We start from the raw sequence: 17,277 nt of genomic DNA, 5'->3' as shown, positions 1-17,277 counted from the left end.
CTTTTCTCTGGAAGACAATATGCCTTTCCTGCTCCAACACGGACAAATTTCTATCCTTTGGAGAACAGTTGGTCTTCCTCAATGATTCCTTTATGGCACGCCGCCCTTTCTATTTGGGTAAAAATCATCGACACGACTCGAAATACGTCACACAGATAAAACTGATCGTATTGCTCCTCCTCCTGCTCCCACGCTTTATGAACAAACCGATTTCTTATTTTTCTTACTCTGCCCAAATACAACAATTCCTTCTGCAGCGTTTCTGTTAAATCGCACTGACAACACTCGCCTATTTTTTGAATATAAAACGCAATTTCGTTGGTTCCTTTCTGTTTCTTTCCCAAAGGAATCGAACATACCTCACAAAACCATTGTGCAATTTCATTGAGCGAGGACTCCAAATATGAAAGAAGCAACAGCAGCATTGTATTTTTGTTAATATCGTGGGAAAGATTTTCCCAAGTAGTCACTGGCGAAAACATATATGCCGGATCAAAAAAAACGTCCAGTTCTTCCACCGTGTATTCCCTTTGGCGCCGGTAACCCTTTACCAATTCAAACCGGCCTTCCGACTCAGCAATCAGCGCCTTTAATTTGTTCTCAAGCTGGCATAATACAAACAGGCAGTAATCATTTATTTCTGCCAGTTCTTCTTCATATTTGACAAAAGGATATACCGAACTGACACTAAAAAACAAAAAATATCGTGCATTGTTATCACGATAAAATTCTAGGCTTTCTATCAGCCCTTCTTTGTCAAAATAAACTTTCATAGCTTTTCCCTTTTGGTGCAAAGCGAAAGCCCCTCTTTCCGTTTTCATCGTTGCAGCAGGCATACCGTCTCCACATGGCTCGTCCTCGGGAACATGTCAAACGCCTGCGCCCTTTCCAGCCAATAACCTGCGCCGCACAGCTCCGCAACGTCGCGGGCGAGCGTGGCCGGATCGCAGGATACATACACCACACGCGGCGGCAGCATCTTCAGGATCGCGTCTCGCGCTACTTCGTCCAAGCCCTTTCGAGGCGGGTCGACAACCAGCACATCGATGCCGCGTCCGGCAAGCTGCCGCGCCGCCTGCCCTGCGTCCGCACACAGGAATTCCACGTTTTCCATTCCGTTCCGCGCCGCGTTCCTTTTGGCATTCTCCACCGCTTCCGGCACGATCTCCACACCGATCACGGTTTTCGCCCGTTCCGCCAGCGTCAGCGTGATCGTCCCCGCGCCACAGTACAGGTCCAGCACGGTTTCCTCTCCCATCAACCCCGCAAAGTCCGCCGCACACGCGTACAGACGCTCGGCCTGGGCATGGTTAACCTGATAAAACGCCTCGGGCGAAAGCAGGAAGGAGTGTCCGCAAAGCCGGTCCTCCAACATGGCCTCCCCCCACAGCACATCGGTCCGGTCGCCGAGTATTACGTTGTCGCCGCGCTGGTTGTGGTTAAGCAAAATACCGGTCAGCGCCGGCTCGCTTTCACGCAGGCGGCTCACGAGTACCTCCAGCGCGGGCATCTTGCGTGTCGCCGTAATCAGTGTCAACTGGCTCTCGCCGCTCTTTTCGCCTACACGGACGTAAATATGCCGCACCGCACCGCGGTTTGCACCGTAATCATACGGCGGCACGTCAAACTCCTGCATCCAGGAGCGTACAACCGCAGCAATGCGGTCGGCTGTTTCCGACTGGATCAGGCAGCGCTCGACCGGCACGATTTCGTGGCTGCGCGACCGATAAAAGCCGGTGACGATACCGCCCTCCTTATCCCGTCCGACCGGATACTGCGCCTTGTTCCGGTAATGCACGGTAGCGGGCGCGCCGGTAATGCCAAGCAGCTTGCTTCCGTCCTGCCCGCCGATACGAGTCAGCGCGTCGCGCACCTTTTTCCCCTTCGCACGCAGCTCCTCCTCGTAGGTGATGTGCTGGTAACAGCAGCCCCCGCACCGTCCCGCCGCCGGACAGGCAGGTTCTATGCGCGTGCCGGAAGGCGCAACCAGCTTTTCCACACGGCCAAACGCAACGTTTTTCGTCACCTTGACAAGCCGCACGTCACACTGGTCGCCCACGGCGGTGCGCGGGACAAACACCGCGCGTCCCCCGATTTTGGCGAACCCCGTGCCATCCGCGGTATAATCGCTGATCTGGCAGCGATAAATTTTATTTTTAATAAGCTCCATTCCTCACGGCGCTCCTTTTTCCGGTTTGTATCCGTATTATATCATGCTTCCGGCACATACTGCAATCGAAAGGAGCGGTACGAATGGAACGAAATGAAAAGAAAAAGCGCGTCTCCGCGGATATCCCCTTTTCTTTCCTCAATGAGATGGGACACAACACCCGCGCGATGGAGCGGTTCTTCGATCTGCCGCGGGAAACGCAGGAGACGCTGACCGACGCGGTTTCCATTGCGGACGACCCGAACGAGCGGTCCGAGCAGGCGCTCAAGTCCTTGGCCAACGGCGGCGAGGGCTACTGCGAGCGGTTTTAAAAAGCAGAAAAGCGTCCATACGGACGCTTTTCTGCTTTTTGTTCTGTTTTTCCTCTTATTCTCCCTGATTCATCGCAGAAAGGCGCTGCAAAATCAAGGTGATCTCCTGCGCGGTGATCGGCTCCTCCGGCCGGAAACGGCCGTCCCCATCCCCTTGAAGGATGTTTTGCGCCGCCATTTTTTCAATCGCCGCCTGCGCCCAATAGCCTTGATATACATCGGTAAACACGGGCGCCCCTGCTGTGGAATCGCTGTCGGACAGCGTGGAAGCGATCACGCAGAATTCCGCGCGGGTAAGGAGCGCGTCCGGCTGATAGCTGCCATCCGCATAGCCGTTCAGCAGGCCGCGGTCGTGCAGCCGCGCCAGCGCAGCCGCGTGCGCACTGTCTGGGCTTACATCTGCAAACCGCGCCAGCTCGGGCTGCTCCACCGCAGTCTGATCGGTCAGGCTGTCCGCCAGCAGCACCGCCGCCTCCCCGCGCGTGACCGGCGCCGTATCATCCGACCTTGGGATATTCGTCTTGAGCAGCGGCGTGACCTTGCCTGTGGCCGCATCCACCCGCGCGGCAAACGGAAACTGTACGTTTTTTCCCGCCGCCCTGGTCGTCTGCGCAAATACGCGGTTCTGTGCGACCATGGCTTCCAGCTCATCCGCGCAGGCCTTCAGGTCGTCCTCGGTCAGGGAAAGGATCGCCGCGCGTTCCGCCGCATAATCCGCCTGGGTGTGTCCGGACCGTGCCAGGCCCAAGCCGCTTGCCCGCGACCATTCCGCGTCCATGTCAAAGGTGTTGACCGCATTTACCTGAAAGCCCGCCAGCTCGCTCGGCGCAAGCTGCATCGACCGCAGGTAATCCGCCGCCCCGCGGAACACCGCCACCGCCTCGTCCACGCTCACGCCGCCTGACGAAACCATGGTAACGCCGTTTGCATCGAACAGCAGGCTCGCGCCATAGGCGCCGCGCTTGTCGCGCAGCTCCGGCAGCATGTATTTCGCAGTCAGCAGCGGCCCCAGCACATCGTAAACCGCCATATTTTCCGGCGGCGTGCGGAACTGGCCGGTCAGCATGACATGGTTGGCGTCCTGCGTGTTTGAGGATACCACAAGCGCGCTCGGCCATCCGCCGGAAATCCATTCGCAGGAGGCTATGCCTGTTCCCGCGGGCAGCGCCGCGACAAATGCCGCAGCCGCGCGCCGGAACGCTTCAAAATCCGCGCGGCTTCCGGTAAACTCCGCGACCACCCCTGTGCGCTGAAGTACACGCTCCAGCAGGGTGCGCATCTGTTCGAGCAGCGCGGCGTCCCCGCCCTCGTTTGCCGCCGCTTCCTCAATAAACGCCTTATAAGACATAGACGAGCCGACAAACCCCGCCGGAACGCGGTCCATGAAGCGGTTTGCTTGGGTGCTGGATTGCAGCATCATGCTGTATTCATAGTAATACGGATCCCGATATTGTGCGCGCAGGCTGTCTCTCCGTTCGGTCAGAAAGGTACGTAACGCAGCCGCATCCGCTAACGGCTGCCCACGCAGCAGCTCTGCCGCCGCCTGTACCGCATCCGCGGCCTTTCCGGCTTCCACACCGCCACCGAGGGCGAATGCAGGCTGAAGCGTATCCGGTGCGTCATACCGTTCGCCCGAAGACATTCCAGTATAAAGGGACAGCCCTGCCTCCTCGAACTGATCGTTCAGATATTCGCACAGCAGGCACCATACGGAGGCTTCCTCCTGCCGAAGTTCGATTGGGAAATAAAGAGAAAATGCCGGCGCTTCCGTATCCGTCGCCTCATTGAAATACCAGGTCACGCCATCCGTGGTTTGGCTCGTCTGTTCCATGGAAAACGGGTCCTCTGAAAAGGCGTTCAGGTCGAGTGTGGGAAGTTTGGCGAGTACCGCTGGATCATCCGGCTGGTCCAGCCAAGCATTAAACGCCTCGGTGTCCCGCTTCACCTGCTCCAATCCGGCCGCGTCCAACCGCGGTTCGGGGATGGAGTACTTAGCCGCGCCATTGCCGGAGATGACGATTGTTTGGAACTTGCTGTCCCTCCATTCTGCCGCAAGCGACTTAAAATATGACATATCCTGTCGCAAATCCGCAATAACGTCCGATCGGTCGATGCAAGCGAAGGGGTCCCCCGCATAGGTGAAGCCCATAAACACCTCTTCCCGTGCAAACTGCTGCGCTTTCTGCTGCTGGTCAAGCACTTCGTCCAGTAACGCGGTTGGGAAGCCGTTTTGCGCCGCATCCTCCAGCAGCTTTTGGAATACCGAAACCACCTCATCCTTTTGCTCCACCGGCACCTCGGACAGTATCACGCCGACATTGTAGATGCCGCCCGCATTGCCGCCCACCGTATAGGGCAGCGCCTCGGGGAACGCCTCGCCAAGCTGCCGCTGCAGACAGGTCAGCATCGCGCCCCAGGCCTCCATCTTCCCTGTATCCAGGATGCTCGGCCCATGCGCCATAAAGCCGATGTCCACCGTCTGCGTGGAACCGGTCACATTATACTCCTGTACGATCTGCGCTTGCGCGATCGGCTGTGCTTGGATGGTCACAGCCGGCGTTTCACCTTTGTCTGTTTTATTCAAATATCCATCCAGCATTTTGAGCGTTTTACCGATATCCTGCTTTCCCGCCGTATATACCAGCATATTGGATGGGCGGTAATAGGTGTCGTATACCCACATGACGTCCTCATAGGTCAGGTCAAGCAGCTCCGGTATCGCGCCGCCGGAATCAAATGTTGCTGGGGAGTCGCCATAGAGGTTTTCATACAGCTTATCGGATACAAAATCTAGCGAATTCTGGTCTGTATCCAGGCTTTTCAGCCGCAGCTCGCTGTACACAATACCGTTATATCGCGCTTTTCCGTCCGAATATTCGATGCGGATACCCTGCTGCTTGAAAATATTCGGCTCGCTGCGCAGCAGCGGGAACAGCACACACGTCGTATAAATATCCGCGAGATTATAAAAGTCTTGCTCCGCCTCGGTGCGGAAAACATAGGTGGTATAATCCTCGCTCGTATACGCGTTCAGTTCCTGCGCGACCGAGCTGTTGCGCAGAATATGCATCAGGTCATTGAGAGGATATTGCTCGCTTCCGTTGAGCAGGGAATGCTCCAGAACATGGTTCGCGCCCTTGCTGTCCTCCGGCGGGGTTCGGAAGCCGATCGCGAACTCGCGCGTTTCGCTGCCGTTTTCCAGCCAGACGACCTGTGCGCCCGTATCCGTATGCCGGAGCAGATGGTATGTTCCTTCGCCTGTACCCTGCGTTTTTACCTCGGTAAACCCGTGCTGCCCGTATCTGCCCGCCGCGGCCGCCTCCGCCGGCACGAGCGGCAGCAGGAGCGCAAGCACTGTTGCGAATGCCGCCAACCGTTTTTTCATGGGATACACCTCACCCTCGTGTATTATCTGTACTGTATGTAATAGTACAGCTATATATTAACAAACCGCTGCCGACTTGTCAACAGCGGTTTGCCTGTTTTTTTACGCCTCAATGACCTCCTGCGCCATCTGGAAGAAATCATCCATCGTCAGGCTGCCCGGGTCAAAGGTATAGATCGAATAAGCGATGTCACCCTCGATCCACGATACGCGGTAAAACACCTTTTCCTCACGCTCGTCCGAACCGTAAGCAATATTGATCTCGCCGCGATCGAATGCCGCCTGTTCCTCCGCCGTGGGCTGGCTGTTGCCATCAGCCGGCAAATAAATGCCCTTCATCTCGCGGTAGTGTACCTCGGTACCCGCCACCGTGCGTACCGTATCGTAGGGAGAGGTATACTCGCCTTCCTCCTGCACCGGATCAAAAGCCAATGTCAATTTTACGCCATCCTGCTCATAATCGAGCTGAATACCGGTAAATGAACCCAGAGTATGGTTGTTTTCGTCCCGTTTATCGGTCGTGCTCTCGTTACCCTTTTCAAAGACGAAGCCATTCGAGAATGACTCAACATATTTCGCTCCCGCTATATTTTCCTGCACATAGGCGGCTGTTTTTTCGAAATCTGTCCAGTTCTTATCCAGTCGGGTACTCGATCCCCAGCTTACAACGCCGCTGCCCGCGACCGCGCCGGTCACGGCAACTGCTGCCACCAGGCATACCGCTGCCAGACGCTTGCCCCATTTGGGCCGGCGGCGCAGTTCTGCGGGCGCTCCGCTCTTCAGCGCAAAATCAATCCGTGTCTTCAGCTTGTCGGGCGCTTCCAGCCCCTCTGCACACTGCTTCATCGTCTCTCTGATCGTGCGGTCCATCTTCATTTCATCCATTTGTTGCAGCCTCCTTTGGCTTTCCCTCTTTTGCGGTCAGCGCCTGCCGCAGATGGCGGCGGGCGGAAAACAGGCGGGATTTTACCGTACCTTCGGTCACGCCCAGCGTGCATGCGATCTCCTTAACCGGAAGGTCGTCAAAGTAATACAGAATCGTCACGACGCGCCGCTTTTCATCCAGCGCATACAGCGCTTCATACAGCCGCCGCTGCTCGTCGGTGCGGAGTACGGCGGACAGCGCGCTTTCCGCCTCTCCGGTTTCAAAGAATTCCGCGACCGGTGTCTCGCGTTTGGTTTTCCGGCAGTACTTCCACGCTGCCCGCGACAGCGTTTTCAGCAGCCACGGTCGGAATTTCGCACCGTCTTTCAGCGATCCGATCGACCGCGCGCAGATGACGAACGCCTCCTGCGTCAAATCTTCACCGTCCGCACGGTTTCCCGTAATCAGGCATGCGACGCGGTAGGCGTCGTTTTTATAGCGCGCATACAACTCGTCAAACGCCTGCATATCGCCCCGCTGCATCCGGCGAACCAGTTCTTCATCGGTCATGTTTGCAATGTCCTTTCTCCGTTTTCGGTGTACCTGATAATAAGAGCACCGAAAACGGCAATCGGTTCAAAAAATTTTTTTAAGTTTATGCGCCGCCTGTTTTGGTACACCTGTCAATAAGAGCCGGCCTCCTGCCGTTTGGTTCAAAAAAAAACGCGAGCCAGGTCGCTGGCCGTGCGGCGCGGCCCCTTTCCCTGATATGACTATACTATACCCGAAATCAGACGCGGAGGAAAGTCCCTGCCACCCGCTGCGCGGATATTTTTCACGGCTCCCGCTTTCTATCGTGCATCATATCGGCACTCTAAAAAGACTATTTATTCATTTTTATAAAAACAAGACCGATATTCGCAAAAAACATCTCTATTCTACGTTTTCAGCGTCAAACCGTGCGCAAATAAAAAGCAGCCTTTCCGGCTGCTTTTGCTTTGTGGTTCTCTTTTCGCGCGGTTTCTCCGCGTTTATCCGATGTTTTGCGGCAGCCGTTTCAGCCCAGCTTGGGGAACAGCTCCTGATCGATCACCGCGTCAAGCGTCATACCTGCGTAAGCGATCTGGGCTAGCCCGTCGATGAACCGCGTGACCGCTGCCAGCAGCACGGAAATATTATCCGCAATAAACGGGATGATCTTTTCCAGCTCCAGCGAGCCATCCACTAAGGTATTGTGCTTCAGGTAGATCTGCCCCGCCTGCTCAAAAAAGCCGAACGCACCCAGCGCGCAGAAATCGTTGCAGTAGACGCACGCCTTGCGAAGCTGCGTCTCATGCGTATCCGGCGCGCCCTGGAACAGTGTGACGAAAAACTGTAGCAGCCCCATATCCTCCGCCGGAAGCTGCATCGGGATAAAGCAGCATTCTATCACAACGTCCTTGGCCACTTTGCCCTGACGCATAGCCTCGCACCGCAGCAGCGTCGGCGCGCCCTCCTGCCGCATTACCTCCGCGCGGAACCCGTTCTGATTCAGCACATCGGACATACAGCCCAATATCTGTTCCTGTTGCTCTATTTTCATATTCCGATATCTCTCCTTATGGAACACGGCGCGGACTCCCTGCCGCGCCGTGCATCGCTTATTTAACGCCGATGTCCCTGCGGTAATGCGCCGCCTCAAAATGGATTTTTTCCACATCCGCATACGCTTTGCGGATTGCTTCCTCCAGCGTGGGGGCGACCGCGGTCACGCCCAGCACACGCCCGCCGCTGGTGACGAATGTACCACCCCTGACCGCCGTACCCGCGTGGAACACGAACGAATCCTTCACATCCGCAAGGCCGGTAATCTCCTTGCCCTTTTCATACGCCTTGGGGTATCCGCCGGACGCCATGCAAACGCAACACGCAGCGTTGTCGGCCCAATGGATCTCGATTTCATCCAGTTTTTCGTCGATCACTGCATTGAAAATATCGAACAGATCGGTTTCCAGCCGCGAAAGCACGGCTTGCGTTTCCGGATCGCCAAACCGTGCGTTATACTCGATCACCTTCGGCCCCTTGGGCGTCAGCATCAGGCCGAAATACAGCACGCCCTTGAACGGCCGCCCTTCCTTGGCCATCGCCGCGACCGTCGGCTGGAAGATCGTTTCCATACAAACGGCCGCGATCTCCTCCGTATAAAAACGGGAAGGGGAAAACGCCCCCATGCCGCCGGTGTTCGGTCCCGCGTCACCGTCGTAGGCGCGCTTATGGTCCTGCGCGGACGGCATGGTTTTCAGGTGCTTCCCGTCCACAAACGCCAGCACACTAACTTCGGGACCGGTCAGGTATTCCTCGATCACCACGCGCGCGCCCGCGCCGCCGAACGCATGCCCGTCGATCGCGTCCCTGACCGCAGCAACCGCTTCTTCCTCTGTCATTGCCACCGTTACTCCTTTGCCCAGCGCCAGGCCGTCCGCCTTGACCACAATCGGAGCGCCGTTCCGCCTGATGTAGTCGATCGCGGCGGTGGAATCCTCAAATACCGCATAGGACGCGGTGGGGATGCCGTATTTCTTCATCAATTCCTTGGCGAATGATTTGCTCCCCTCAATAACTGCCGCGTTTTTCCGCGGGCCGAACGCGCGGATGCCCGCTTCTTCGAGCGCATCCACCATGCCCAGCGCCAGCGGATCATCCGGCGCGACCATCACCAGATCCGGCCGCTGTGCCTTTGCAAACGCAACGACACCGTCGATATCGGTCGCCTTGATCTCCACGCATTCCGCTTCCTGCGCGATGCCGCCGTTGCCCGGCGCGCACCAGATATGATCTACCTTGGGGCTTTTTTTCAAAGCGTGGACGATCGCGTGCTCACGGCCGCCGCCGCCGATTACCAAAACTTTCATGATTTATCTACCTCCATACGGATGTATTGCTGCTGGGCGCGGAACATATCCACCAGTAGGGCGACATGGGCCAACGGCAGCAGCATGCTGGCGATCCGGATCCCCTGCGCGACCACCGGCTCCTCCAGCCAGTCGAACGCCATGACAAGCCACAGGATATACCCTGTGCTCCATACAGCCACCAGCACCCATTCCAGAACGACCTGCCGCCCCGCCGCGCGCATCTGGTCCGCCGCCGCAAGCAGCAGCATGCAGCCGAGCAGAATAAGCGGCACAAGCGAAGCATACTCCAGGATATTCCCCCAATACGGCGGCAGGACCGCTGGCCCGCAGACCACCGTAAAGCCGATCAGCACATCCGCTGTGATACTCGCCCGCCGGAACCACGGAGACGCCTGTTGTTGGGAAAGCGCGCCCGCCGAGATCACGGCATACGCCACCAGCTCCAGCATCCAGTTGCCCGCCAGTGCCGTGCTGCCCAGCATCGCCAGCTTGATCACAATGCCGGCCGCGATCCCCAGATAGGCGTAATAGCTTTTGAGAACATTCATACTTTATCCTCCGCAAGCAGCGTTTTCGCGCGCCACAAATACCGCACCATCCAAGCATAGGAAACCACCGCCGCAAGCAGCGCCACAACCTCCAGCCCCATCTGCACGCAGAACAGCACGGTATACGCGCCCTGCTGGACCGAAAGCTCGGCCTGCCCTTCGAAATACGGCAGAAAGCCCATCATGGACGCGCCGCGCTGCACAAGCGTCGCCATCGCCCAGGTGCGGCCCAGGCGCAGCGTCTGCTCAGAGGCGTCGGCTGCGCGCAGCCGGCGGTCAAAATCGCGCTCCATCGGCAGGTAGAACAGCAGGAACAGCAGGTTGACCGCCATATTGCCGACCCATGCGGGATCCGTACCGTTCGGTACCGTCACCGTGAGCAGAGCACCCACCGCTGACGCGCCCAAAGCGACCCAGCAACGCAGCCAGAATGCCGCAAATGCGTTCATCAGATAGCACAGCGCCATCAGCAGCATACCGACCGGCCGGAGCGTCCCATTGAGGAACAGGGACGCCACTATCTGCGCGGCAAAGGCAGCCAGCGTCCAGACCGCCGCACCGGAAGCGTTGCTCCGGCTCAATGATGGAACAGGCGCATGCCGGTGAACGCCATCACAATACCATATTTGTTCGCGGTTTCAATCACGTTATCATCGCGGATCGAGCCGCCCGGCTGGACGATATACTGCACGCCTGACTTGCGCGCGCGCTCTACATTATCCCCAAACGGGAAAAATGCGTCGGAACCGACCGTGACGCCGGCATTGCCCTTGATCCAGGCCAGGCGCTCCTCACGGGTGAGCGGCTCCGGCCTGACCGCGAATGTATTCTGCCAAACGCCCTCCGCCAGCACATCCTCGTATTCGTCCGAAATATATACGTCGATCGCGTTGTCGCGGTCCGGACGGCGGATACCTTCCTTGAACTGCAGGCCCAGCACCTTGGGATGCTGGCGCAGGAACCAGTTATCCGCCTTATTGCCCGCAAGGCGCGTGCAGTGGATGCGACTCTGCTGGCCCGCGCCCACGCCGATGGTCATACCGTCCTTCACATAGCACACGGAATTGGACTGCGTATACTTAAGCGTGATCAGCGCGAGGATCATATCATGCCTGGCGCTTTCCGGCAGCTCCTTCTGCTCGGTCACGATATTGGTGAGCAGGCTTTCATTGATCTCATAATCGTTATAGCCCTGCTCAAAGCGGATGCCGAAGATATCGCGCTGCTCAACCGGCTTCGGCGCATAGTCCGGATCGATCTTAACCACATTGTAGCCGCCCTTGCGCTTGGTCTTGAGGATCTCAAGCGCCTCGGCAGTGTAGTCCGGCGCGATAATACCGTCCGATACCTCCCGCGCGAGATAAGCTGCGGTATCCGCATCACAGGTATCCGACAGCGCCGCCCAGTCGCCGTAGGAGCACAGGCGGTCCGCGCCGCGCGCGCGGATGTAGGCGCATGCGATCGGCGACAGTTCGTGGTCAGCCTCCACGAAATAGATCTGCTTTTCCACGTCGGTCAGCGGCTTACCCAGCGCCGCGCCCGCAGGCGAAACATGCTTGAAGGAGGCCGCGGCCGGCAGGCCGGTCGCCTTTTTCAACGCCTTGACCAGCTGCCACGCGTTGAACGCGTCGCAGAAATTGATATACCCCGGCTTGCCGTTCAGGACCTCGATCGGCAGCTCGCCCTCGGTCATAAAAATGCGCGCGGGCTTCTGGTTGGGGTTGCAGCCGTATTTCAATGCCAGTTCTTTCATTCGTTTCCCCTCATTTCACATGCTTGTTTTTGATGACCTGCTCGTATTTACCCGTTTCCAGGTCGATATACCGCACGAAGAGCGAAATCTTGTTCTGTTCGTTCAGGCTGTCCCACATCATGTCCGCGAACTCCTGCAGCGGCAGCTCGATGCGGACGCATTTCGGCTCGCCGCGGAACGGGAGCAGCGGGTCGCCGTCGCACAGGTAGGTATGGATAAAATGGCCCAGCCCAGGCACCGGTTTGTCATATTCATAGAAAAAGCGCTTGTTCGAGGTCCGGTCGGAGGTAAAGTTTTTGAGAATAGACAGGCTGTACGAGCCGTCCTCGTTGATCACGCCGGAAATGCGGGAGGTATAGTTGGGCGCGTCCGGCTCAAACTGGCGGGTGCGCAGGGCGTCGATATAGCTTTTTCCCTGCCGCAGATAGTCGCAGATCGTATCCGTCTGGTCGCCGTTGGTCACGACCGTCCTACCCGCGCAGACACGGACCGGATGATAAATAATCAGGGAGGGGTCGGTCATTCGGGACGGGTCAAACGCTTCCGTGCGGATTCCATCCTCGGTTTCCACAAACACGCGGTTCCGGCTGTTCTCCGACCGGCCCATGATGAAATAGGCCGCAACGTTCCTTTTGTTATCCTTTGTACGGCCGAAAATGATGCCGCGGCCCGGATAGGTGTTGGACACCAACTCATCCGCGATATTGAACACATTTTTGCTCATAACGCAAACACACTCCTTTGTTACTTTCTCTTGACGGCCGCGCCGTCGACGGTCAGCCTGCCCGCGCAGAAATCGGACACGGCTTGCGGAAGCAGCTGCCATTCCGCCTGAACCATCACGCGCTTCTGCAGCGTCTCCGGCGTGTCATCGTCCTCCACTTCAATCGCTTTCTGCGAGATAATCGCGCCTCCGTCCACCACTTCAGATACAAAATGCACGGTCGCGCCGGTCACCTTCACCCCTTTTGCCAAAGCCGCTTCATGGACGCGCAAGCCGTAGAAGCCCTCCCCGCAGAACGCGGGGATCAGCGAGGGATGGATATTGATGATGCGGTTCTCATAACGGCGGCAGAAGTCCGCGCTGAGCACGGTCATAAAGCCTGCGAGCACAACCAGCCCGATCTCCCGTTCGCGCAGCAGCGCGTCCAGCGCAGCGCCGTATGCGTCGGGAGAAGCGAACTCCCTGCGCCGCAGCACCGCGGAGGGGATACCGGCCTTCGCCGCCCGTTCCAGCGCAAACGCGTCCGGATTGGAGGAGACGACAAACGCGATGCGCCCGTTTTCGATCTTGCCCGCCTGCTGCGCATCGATGAGCGCCTGCAGGTTCGTACCGCCGCCAGAAACCAAAACTGCAATGTTTATCATATTGGATCTCCATTTTCTGCGCCGCAGCGCGCATTGAATCAAACTCTGCGTAGCCGCGCCGGCGTCAGACGAGTTCCACGCCCTTCTCGCCGTTCACGCACTCGCCGATGATATACGCCTTTTCTCCCGCGGCCGAGATCGCGGCGACCGCGCGCGACGCGTCCTCCGCGGCAACCGAAAGCACCAACCCCGCGCCCATATTGAACGTGTTGTACATATCGCGCTCCGGTATGCCGCCCGTTTTGGCAATCAGGCCGAACACCGGCGGCACCGGCATGGCGCTTTTTTCGATCTTCGCGCAAATGCCTTCGGGCAGCATACGCGGCACGTTTTCGTAGAAGCCGCCGCCGGTGATATGGCTGATGCCCTTGACATCCACCTTACCCATCAGGGATTGGATCGCCTTGACGTAGATTTTGGTCGGGGTGAGCAGCTCCTCGCCCAGGGTTTTACCAAACTCGTCGATATAGCGGCGCACGGACTTTTCATTGATGCCGAGCGTCTTGCGCACGAGCGAATAGCCGTTCGAGTGTACGCCCGAGGAAGCCACGCCGACCAGCGCGTCGCCCTGCCGGATCGTCGTCCCGTCGATCATTTTCTCCTTATCCACCATGCCGACCGAGAACCCTGCCATGTCGTACTCGTCCTCCGGATAAAAGCCGGGCATCTCCGCGGTTTCGCCGCCGATCAGCGCGCAGCCCGCCTGGCGGCAACCCTCCGCGATGCCGGAAACCATCTGCGCGATCTTGGCCGGATGGTTCTTACCGACCGCGATATAATCCAGGAAAAACAACGGCTGTGCGCCGCAGCACGCGATGTCATTGACGCACATGGCCACGCAGTCGATGCCCACCGTGTCGTGCTTATCCATCAGGAAGGCCAGCTTGAGCTTGGTACCCACACCGTCCGTACCGGAAACCAGGATGGGGTCGGCCATGCCCTTGAAATCCGGACGGAACAGGCCACCAAAACCGCCCAGCGTACCCATCACGCCCTTGGTAAAGGTCGATTCGACCATCGGCTTCATCAGCTTGACCGCTTCATAGCCCGCAGTCACGTCAACGCCGGCAGCCTTGTAGCTTTCAGAACGGCTTTCACTCATAGTAATACTCCTTCGTCGTTTAATATGGGGAGCGGCTTATTCTTTGCCGCTCCAGCAGTAGGTGCAGACCTTATCGTGGTCCAGGCCGATGGCCTCCAGCAGTCCGTCAAGCGACTGATAGCCGAGCGAACTGAATCCAAATTTTTCGCAAATTGTCTTGAGCATGCACTGGCCGCGCTTGGTATTCGCATCCGCGTATTCCTCCAGGTGCTTCTGCCCCTCATCGCCCTCCAGCTCCTGCACGGTGCGGCGGGCCAACAACTCCATCTCGGAATTACTGGAGGAGAAATTCAGGTATTTGCAGCCGTACATGATCGGCGGGCAGGCCGACCGCATATGGACCTCTTTTGCGCCGGATTCGTACAGGAACTCAACGGTTTCACGCAGCTGGGTGCCGCGCACAATCGAGTCGTCCACGAACAGCAGCTTTTTCCCCTCGATCAGCTCGGGTACTGGGATCTGCTTCATCTTGGCGACCTGATTGCGGATCTTCTGGTTGGCCGGCATGAACGAGCGCGGCCAGGTCGGGGTATATTTGACAAACGGACGCGCAAACGGTTTGCCGCATTCGTTGGCGTAGCCGATCGCATGCGGCACGCCGGAATCCGGCACGCCGGCAATAAAATCCACATTTTCCGCCAAGCCGCGCTTTTTATCGTCGCACGCCATGATCTCACCGTTGCGGTAGCGCATCACCTCGACGTTGACACCCTCATAATTGGAATTGGGATAGCCATAATACGTCCAGAGGAACGCGCATATTCTCATTTCCTTTCCGGCCGGCGACAGCGTTTCAAATCCATCCGCCGTGACCTTGACGATCTCGCGCGGCCCAAGCTCATAGGCATCCTCATAGCCGAGCTTGTGGTACGCGAACGACTCGAACGAAACGCAATGCCCGTCCTCGCTTCTGCCAATCAGCACCGGCAGGCGACCCAGCCTGTCGCGCGCGGCGATGATCCCCTCCCGCGTCAGCGCGAGCAGGGTGAGCGAGCCGTCGATCAGCTCCTGCGCGTGCAGGATGCCGGATACCAGGTCGTCCTTCTGGTTGATGAGCGCCGCAACCAGCTCGGTGGAGTTGACCTTGCCCGAACTCATGGCCATGAACTGATGGCCATGGTCGGAAAAATAGCGGGAAACCAGCTCCTCCGCGTTGTTGATGATACCAACCGTGGTCAGCGCGTACAGGCCAAGGTGGGACCGCACGAGCAGCGGCTGCGGGTCGGTATCGCTGATGCAGCCGATGCCGCTGCAACCCTGGAAATCCTGCAGATCCTTTTCAAATTTGGTCCGGAACGGGGTATTTTCAATATTGTGGATCTGGCGCTGAAAGCCGACCTCCTTGTCGTAGACGATCATGCCGCCCCGCCGTGTACCCAGGTGCGAATGATAGTCCACGCCGAAAAATATATCCAGTACGCAGTCCTGCTTGCAGACCGCGCCAAAAAATCCTCCCATAGTTGCTCCTTATCTTTTTCCGGTTTTGGGTTTGCCCGATCAGGCGCGTTCCCGCAGGCGGTTACTTGCCCAGCACGCGCTTCATGATCTCCTGGTACGCTTCCTCGACGCCGCCCAGGTCGCGGCGGAACCGGTCCTTATCCAGCTTCTCCTTGGTGGTCTTGTCCCACAGGCGGCAGGTGTCCGGACTGATCTCGTCGGCCAGCACGATTTTACCGTCCGCAGTCTTGCCGAACTCCAGCTTGAAATCGACCAGGAGTACGTTCAGCGTATCGAAATACTGCTTCATGACCTCGTTGACCTTGAACGCCATGCCCTTGATCTGCTCGATCTCCTCGCGGGTGGCGAGTTTCAATGCGATCGCGTGGTACGCATTCATGAGCGGGTCGCCCAGATCGTCGTTCTTATAGGAGAATTCGACGGTCGGCTCGTCGAACACGATGCCCTCCTCCACGCCGTAGCGCTTGGCAAAGGAGCCGGCCGAAATGTTGCGGATAATGACCTCGAGCGGTACGATAGAAACCTTTTTCACAACCGTTTCGCGCTCAGAGAGCTGCTCGACGAAATGGGTCGGCACCCCCTGCTGCTCCAGAAGCTGAAACATGTGGTTGGACATGACGTTGTTGATCGCGCCCTTGCCGACGATCGTCCCCTTTTTCTCCCCGTTGAACGCGGTCGCGTCATCCTTGTAATCGACGATGACCAGGTTCGGGTCGTCGGTCGCAAACACTTTCTTTGCCTTTCCTTCGTACATCTGCTCTTTCTTTTGCATGTCCATTTCCTCCATTTATATGTGTAATTTAAAAACAAACAAACCTTTGTTTTTGGGTTTTACCCAGTCCGCGCAGGTGGTTACGCAAACTGCGCCTTTACCTTTTCATCCTTGTCCATGACCTCGTCGGCCATTTCCTGCTTAAACTGCCGCAGCTTTCCGGCAAGCGCTTCGTCCGACAGGGCGAGCATCTGCGCCGCTAGGATGGCTGCGTTGTCCGCGCCGTCAATCGCCACGCACGCGACCGGAATGCCCTTGGGCATCTGCACCATGGACAGCAAGCTGTCCATGCCGCCCATCACGCTGGTTCCCATCGGCACGCCGATGACCGGCAGCGTGGTGTAGGCTGCCAGCACGCCGCCCAAATGCGCGGCCTTGCCCGCCGCTGCGATGATCACGCCGAAGCCCTCTGCCGCCGCGTTTTTCGCAAGCTGCTCCGCCGCCGCGGGCGTGCGGTGCGCGGAGCAGATCCGCACCTCGGCCGGTATGGCAAACGATTTCAGCCGGTCCACGCATTTTTCCATAACCTTCAGGTCGCTGTCCGACCCCATGACGACGAGCACCTTTTTCATCGCATATTCCTCCTCAAAAACAAATGAGGACACGGATAGACCCGTGTCCTATATACGCGCTCAATTAGCTGCACCGATG

Annotated in this window: 17 protein-coding genes; 1 reads left to right on the top strand and 16 read right to left on the bottom strand. The window is 57.7% G+C overall.

What is annotated here, in order from left to right; genetic code table 11:
* Window positions 1–50: 50 nt before the first annotated feature.
* Both H8S45_RS12985 and rlmD read right to left on the bottom strand, forming a co-directional pair.
* On the bottom strand, window positions 51–836 hold the full coding sequence (locus H8S45_RS12985) for a hypothetical protein (protein ID WP_147574475.1): 786 nt from the start codon (window positions 834–836) through the stop codon (window positions 51–53).
* Window positions 818–2,170 (bottom strand): 23S rRNA (uracil(1939)-C(5))-methyltransferase RlmD, encoded by a 1,353-nt coding sequence (rlmD, locus tag H8S45_RS12980; RefSeq protein WP_054328048.1) that lies wholly within the window; start codon window positions 2,168–2,170, stop codon window positions 818–820. Before rlmD ends, H8S45_RS12985 begins: the two co-directional genes overlap by 19 nt.
* A gap of 83 nt (window positions 2,171–2,253) precedes the next feature.
* Between rlmD and H8S45_RS12975 the strand changes: the two genes are divergently transcribed.
* Window positions 2,254–2,481 carry a hypothetical protein gene (locus H8S45_RS12975; protein ID WP_054328049.1) on the top strand — a complete coding sequence of 76 codons (228 nt, stop codon included), beginning with the start codon at window positions 2,254–2,256 and terminating at the stop codon, window positions 2,479–2,481.
* Window positions 2,482–2,536: 55 nt separating this feature from the next.
* Here H8S45_RS12975 and H8S45_RS12970 read toward each other — a convergent pair whose 3' ends face one another.
* From H8S45_RS12970 to purE, 14 genes are all read right to left on the bottom strand, one after another.
* Complete coding sequence (locus H8S45_RS12970) at window positions 2,537–5,866, bottom strand: S-layer homology domain-containing protein (RefSeq protein WP_186950171.1); 3,330 nt, start codon at window positions 5,864–5,866, stop codon at window positions 2,537–2,539.
* Window positions 5,867–5,968: 102 nt separating this feature from the next.
* On the bottom strand, window positions 5,969–6,751 hold the full coding sequence (locus H8S45_RS12965) for a hypothetical protein (RefSeq protein ID WP_054328052.1): 783 nt from the start codon (window positions 6,749–6,751) through the stop codon (window positions 5,969–5,971).
* A complete protein-coding gene (locus tag H8S45_RS12960; protein ID WP_107631838.1) occupies window positions 6,744–7,301 on the bottom strand; it encodes an RNA polymerase sigma factor in 558 nt (185 codons plus the stop codon). Before H8S45_RS12960 ends, H8S45_RS12965 begins: the two co-directional genes overlap by 8 nt.
* 487 nt (window positions 7,302–7,788) lie before the next feature.
* On the bottom strand, window positions 7,789–8,313 hold the full coding sequence (locus tag H8S45_RS12955) for a hypothetical protein (protein WP_054328054.1): 525 nt from the start codon (window positions 8,311–8,313) through the stop codon (window positions 7,789–7,791).
* Between the two features lie 58 nt (window positions 8,314–8,371).
* Window positions 8,372–9,622 (bottom strand): phosphoribosylamine--glycine ligase, encoded by a 1,251-nt coding sequence (purD, locus tag H8S45_RS12950; RefSeq protein WP_054328055.1) that lies wholly within the window; start codon window positions 9,620–9,622, stop codon window positions 8,372–8,374.
* Window positions 9,619–10,173 carry a hypothetical protein gene (locus H8S45_RS12945; RefSeq protein ID WP_107631836.1) on the bottom strand — a complete coding sequence of 185 codons (555 nt, stop codon included), beginning with the start codon at window positions 10,171–10,173 and terminating at the stop codon, window positions 9,619–9,621. The genes purD and H8S45_RS12945 overlap by 4 nt, the downstream gene beginning before the upstream one ends.
* Entirely contained in the window at window positions 10,170–10,754 is a 585-nt protein-coding gene (locus tag H8S45_RS12940; RefSeq protein ID WP_147574481.1) for a hypothetical protein, read from the bottom strand. Before H8S45_RS12940 ends, H8S45_RS12945 begins: the two co-directional genes overlap by 4 nt.
* Entirely contained in the window at window positions 10,751–11,926 is a 1,176-nt protein-coding gene (locus tag H8S45_RS12935) for a phosphoribosylaminoimidazolecarboxamide formyltransferase (RefSeq protein ID WP_054328058.1), read from the bottom strand. The genes H8S45_RS12940 and H8S45_RS12935 overlap by 4 nt, the downstream gene beginning before the upstream one ends.
* Before the next feature lie 10 nt (window positions 11,927–11,936).
* The gene (locus H8S45_RS12930; protein ID WP_054328059.1) at window positions 11,937–12,650 is read right to left on the bottom strand and encodes an IMP cyclohydrolase; all 714 of its coding nucleotides are present in this window, start codon (window positions 12,648–12,650) and stop codon (window positions 11,937–11,939) included.
* Between the two features lie 20 nt (window positions 12,651–12,670).
* Window positions 12,671–13,294, bottom strand: a complete 624-nt coding sequence (gene purN, locus H8S45_RS12925; RefSeq protein ID WP_054328060.1) for a phosphoribosylglycinamide formyltransferase — start codon at window positions 13,292–13,294, stop codon at window positions 12,671–12,673.
* A gap of 64 nt (window positions 13,295–13,358) precedes the next feature.
* Complete coding sequence (purM, locus tag H8S45_RS12920; protein ID WP_054328061.1) at window positions 13,359–14,396, bottom strand: phosphoribosylformylglycinamidine cyclo-ligase; 1,038 nt, start codon at window positions 14,394–14,396, stop codon at window positions 13,359–13,361.
* A 36-nt stretch (window positions 14,397–14,432) separates the two neighbouring features.
* Complete coding sequence (locus tag H8S45_RS12915; protein ID WP_107631834.1) at window positions 14,433–15,854, bottom strand: amidophosphoribosyltransferase; 1,422 nt, start codon at window positions 15,852–15,854, stop codon at window positions 14,433–14,435.
* 61 nt (window positions 15,855–15,915) lie between these two features.
* A complete protein-coding gene (gene purC, locus H8S45_RS12910) occupies window positions 15,916–16,626 on the bottom strand; it encodes a phosphoribosylaminoimidazolesuccinocarboxamide synthase (RefSeq protein WP_054328062.1) in 711 nt (236 codons plus the stop codon).
* A gap of 80 nt (window positions 16,627–16,706) precedes the next feature.
* Window positions 16,707–17,198 carry a 5-(carboxyamino)imidazole ribonucleotide mutase gene (gene purE / locus H8S45_RS12905; protein WP_054328063.1) on the bottom strand — a complete coding sequence of 164 codons (492 nt, stop codon included), beginning with the start codon at window positions 17,196–17,198 and terminating at the stop codon, window positions 16,707–16,709.
* Window positions 17,199–17,277 lie beyond the last annotated feature (79 nt).

Origin of the sequence: Agathobaculum faecis (assembly GCF_014287995.1) — a bacterium.
Lineage (GTDB): Bacteria > Bacillota > Clostridia > Oscillospirales > Butyricicoccaceae > Agathobaculum > Agathobaculum ammoniilyticum.
The sequence above is the reverse complement of the archived record's forward strand: the minus strand, read 5'-3'. Positions and strand labels throughout refer to the sequence as shown.

What these genes read in the sequence shown, in the direction of transcription:
- H8S45_RS12985 (WP_147574475.1), bottom strand. Translation starts at nt 836, where the DNA reads ATGCCTGCTGCAACGATGAAAACGGAAAGAGGGGCTTTCGCTTTGCAC.
- rlmD (WP_054328048.1), bottom strand. Translation starts at nt 2,170, where the DNA reads ATGGAGCTTATTAAAAATAAAATTTATCGCTGCCAGATCAGCGATTAT.
- H8S45_RS12975 (WP_054328049.1), top strand. Translation starts at nt 2,254, where the DNA reads ATGGAACGAAATGAAAAGAAAAAGCGCGTCTCCGCGGATATCCCCTTT.
- H8S45_RS12970 (WP_186950171.1), bottom strand. Translation starts at nt 5,866, where the DNA reads ATGAAAAAACGGTTGGCGGCATTCGCAACAGTGCTTGCGCTCCTGCTG.
- H8S45_RS12965 (WP_054328052.1), bottom strand. Translation starts at nt 6,751, where the DNA reads ATGGATGAAATGAAGATGGACCGCACGATCAGAGAGACGATGAAGCAG.
- H8S45_RS12960 (WP_107631838.1), bottom strand. Translation starts at nt 7,301, where the DNA reads ATGACCGATGAAGAACTGGTTCGCCGGATGCAGCGGGGCGATATGCAG.
- H8S45_RS12955 (WP_054328054.1), bottom strand. Translation starts at nt 8,313, where the DNA reads ATGAAAATAGAGCAACAGGAACAGATATTGGGCTGTATGTCCGATGTG.
- purD (WP_054328055.1), bottom strand. Translation starts at nt 9,622, where the DNA reads ATGAAAGTTTTGGTAATCGGCGGCGGCGGCCGTGAGCACGCGATCGTC.
- H8S45_RS12945 (WP_107631836.1), bottom strand. Translation starts at nt 10,173, where the DNA reads ATGAATGTTCTCAAAAGCTATTACGCCTATCTGGGGATCGCGGCCGGC.
- H8S45_RS12935 (WP_054328058.1), bottom strand. Translation starts at nt 11,926, where the DNA reads ATGAAAGAACTGGCATTGAAATACGGCTGCAACCCCAACCAGAAGCCC.
- H8S45_RS12930 (WP_054328059.1), bottom strand. Translation starts at nt 12,650, where the DNA reads ATGAGCAAAAATGTGTTCAATATCGCGGATGAGTTGGTGTCCAACACC.
- purN (WP_054328060.1), bottom strand. Translation starts at nt 13,294, where the DNA reads ATGATAAACATTGCAGTTTTGGTTTCTGGCGGCGGTACGAACCTGCAG.
- purM (WP_054328061.1), bottom strand. Translation starts at nt 14,396, where the DNA reads ATGAGTGAAAGCCGTTCTGAAAGCTACAAGGCTGCCGGCGTTGACGTG.
- H8S45_RS12915 (WP_107631834.1), bottom strand. Translation starts at nt 15,854, where the DNA reads ATGGGAGGATTTTTTGGCGCGGTCTGCAAGCAGGACTGCGTACTGGAT.
- purC (WP_054328062.1), bottom strand. Translation starts at nt 16,626, where the DNA reads ATGCAAAAGAAAGAGCAGATGTACGAAGGAAAGGCAAAGAAAGTGTTT.
- purE (WP_054328063.1), bottom strand. Translation starts at nt 17,198, where the DNA reads ATGAAAAAGGTGCTCGTCGTCATGGGGTCGGACAGCGACCTGAAGGTT.